This is a genomic window from Streptomyces sp. W16, assembly GCF_033194735.1.
In the GTDB taxonomy this organism is placed as follows: domain Bacteria; phylum Actinomycetota; class Actinomycetes; order Streptomycetales; family Streptomycetaceae; genus Streptomyces.
In genome coordinates this window covers 1-2,429 of record NZ_JAWOAI010000884.1, presented here as the reverse complement: position 1 = coordinate 2,429, position 2,429 = coordinate 1, and the positions used below count along the sequence as shown (strand labels likewise).

Annotated in this window: 3 protein-coding genes and 1 pseudogene; 3 read left to right on the top strand and 1 reads right to left on the bottom strand. The window is 71.2% G+C overall.

Going from position 1 to position 2,429, the window contains the following annotated elements:
• The 3 genes from cobA to R6V09_RS50900 all read left to right on the top strand — a co-directional run.
• Nucleotides 1-763, top strand: a 763-nt coding sequence (gene cobA / locus R6V09_RS50910; protein WP_317888214.1) for a uroporphyrinogen-III C-methyltransferase, incomplete at its 5' end; no start/stop codon positions are given.
• A 64-nt stretch (nucleotides 764-827) separates the two neighbouring features.
• On the top strand, nucleotides 828-1,646 hold the full coding sequence (locus tag R6V09_RS50905; protein WP_019059837.1) for a TrmH family RNA methyltransferase: 819 nt from the start codon (nucleotides 828-830) through the stop codon (nucleotides 1,644-1,646).
• Between the two features lie 10 nt (nucleotides 1,647-1,656).
• Nucleotides 1,657-2,052, top strand: coding sequence for an NUDIX hydrolase (locus tag R6V09_RS50900; protein WP_317888213.1), 396 nt, complete (start codon nucleotides 1,657-1,659; stop codon nucleotides 2,050-2,052).
• A gap of 171 nt (nucleotides 2,053-2,223) precedes the next feature.
• On the opposite strand, the pseudogene R6V09_RS50895 reads toward R6V09_RS50900, so the two are convergent.
• A pseudogene (locus R6V09_RS50895) lies at nucleotides 2,224-2,429 on the bottom strand (serine/threonine protein kinase); the annotation flags it as partial.

The window sequence follows — 2,429 nt, the reverse complement described above, 5'->3', positions numbered from 1 at the left end:
GCTCGTCGCCCCCCACCACCGCACCCGCACCCCGGGCGTCGCCCTCGTCGGCGGCGGCCCCGGCGACCCGGACCTCATCACGGTCCGCGGCCGTCGCCTCCTCGCCGAGGCCGACGTCGTCATCGCCGACCGCCTCGGCCCCCGCGACCTCCTCGCCGAACTCCCCCCGCACGTCGAGGTGATCGACGCGGCGAAGATCCCCTACGGCCGTTACATGGCCCAAGAGGCCATCAACAACGCGCTCATCGAGCACGCCAAGCAGGGCAAGTCGGTCGTACGGCTGAAGGGCGGCGACCCGTTCGTCTACGGCCGTGGCATGGAGGAGGTCCTGGCGCTCGCCGAGGCCGGCATCCCGTGCACGGTGGTGCCCGGAATCTCCAGCTCGATCTCGGTCCCCGGAGCCGCGGGCATCCCGGTCACCCATCGCGGTGTCGCACACGAGTTCACGGTGGTCAGCGGCCATGTCGCCCCTGACGACAAGCGCTCCCTGGTGGACTGGCCGTCCCTCGCGAAACTCACCGGCACGCTGGTGGTCCTGATGGGCGTCGACAAGATCGGGAAGATCGCCGAGACCCTGATCGCGCACGGCAAGCCGGCCGATACCCCCGTCGCCCTGGTCCAGGAGGGCACGACGGCCGCCCAGCGCCGGGTGGACGCGACGCTCGCGACGGTCGGCGAGACCGTGCGCACCGAGGACGTGAAACCGCCGGCGGTGATCGTCATCGGCGCGGTCGTCACCGTGGGCCCCGAGGTGCTTGCGTAACCCCGGGTAACACAACCTGTTCCCAGCCGTTGGCACGACACCCAGGACAAGGCAGTATCACCCTGTGGCCGATCTCATCACCGTTGAGGATCCCGACGACCCGCGCCTGCGTGATTACACGGGCCTGACCGACGTAGAGCTGCGCCGCAAGCGTGAACCGGCCGAGGGCCTGTTCATCGCCGAGGGCGAGAAGGTCATCAGACGGGCCAAGGACGCCGGCTACGAGATGCGTTCGATGCTGCTGTCCGCGAAGTGGGTCGACGTCATGCGGGACGTCATCGACGAACTCCCCGCCCCCGTCTACGCGGTGAGCCCCGAACTCGCCGAACGCGTCACCGGCTACCACGTCCACCGGGGCGCGCTCGCCTCCATGCAGCGCAAACCGCTCCCCACGGCGGACGAACTCCTGCAGACCACCCGCAGGGTCGTCGTCATGGAGTCGGTCAACGACCACACCAACATCGGCGCGATCTTCCGCTCGGCGGCGGCCCTGGGCATGGACGCGGTCCTGCTGTCCCCGGACTGCGCGGACCCCCTCTACCGCCGCAGCGTCAAGGTCTCGATGGGCGCGGTCTTCTCCGTGCCGTACGCCCGCCTCGACAGCTGGCCCAAGGGCCTGGAGTCGGTCCGCGAAGCCGGCTTCACGCTCCTCGCGCTCACCCCCGACGAGAAGGCGAAGAGCCTGGACGAGGCGGCCCCGCACCGCATGGACCGCGTAGCGCTGATGCTCGGCGCCGAGGGCGACGGCCTCTCCACCCAGGCCCTGGTGGCCGCCGACGAATGGGTCCGCATCCCGATGGCCCACGGAGTCGACTCGCTCAACGTGGGCGCCGCGGCTGCCGTAGCCTTCTACGCGGTGGCCACCGGCCGCCCCGAACTCTAGGAGCACGGCTTTGGCCCAGCGCGAGGCGATCGTGGCGGTACTGCGGCGCGCGGACCGCGTGCTGGTCATCCGCCGCGGCCCCGACTCCGACCGCTCCGGCTACTGGGCCCCGCTCAGCGGCAAGCTGGAACCGGGGGAGACCCAGGAAGAAGCCCTGGTCAGGGAGGTCCACGAGGAGGTCGGCCTCGCGGTCTCCCCGCTGACGAAGGTCTGGGAGTCCGAGGCCCACGACGGCCGCTTCCGCCTCCACTGGTGGACCGCCACCGAAACCGGCAACGGCACGATCGTCCCCGACCCGGGCGAGGTCTCCGAGGTCCGCTGGGTCACCCCGGCCGAGTTCCTGACGATGACCCCGCTCTTCGACGCGGACCGAGAGTTCTTCAAGCGCGTCCTGCCGAGCTTGTAAGCGCAGCCAGACACCCAACAGCCCGTCCGGCGTTTGAGGACGAGGCCCCTTCAGGGCCGAAGCGGGGTCTGGGGGCGCAGCCTCCAGGCGGGGTCGAAGGGGCGGCAACCCCTGGGGATGGGACGGGTAAGGGCGGCGGGGGCGAAACAACCGGCCGACCCGCACCGCGCACTACCCGGCGAAACCGCCCACAGCCCCGAACCGCCCATCCGCCCCTGCGACGCTCTCCTGCCGCTGCACACCGTCCCCCGTGCGCCCGAGCCCGTGCGCAGGACCCGAGCAGCCCTGGGCCACCGCGATACCGAGCGCGACCAACAGCGTGACCACGACGAACACGAACAGCCGCTGCCGCAGCAGGCGCGGGTTCGCGGGGCGCC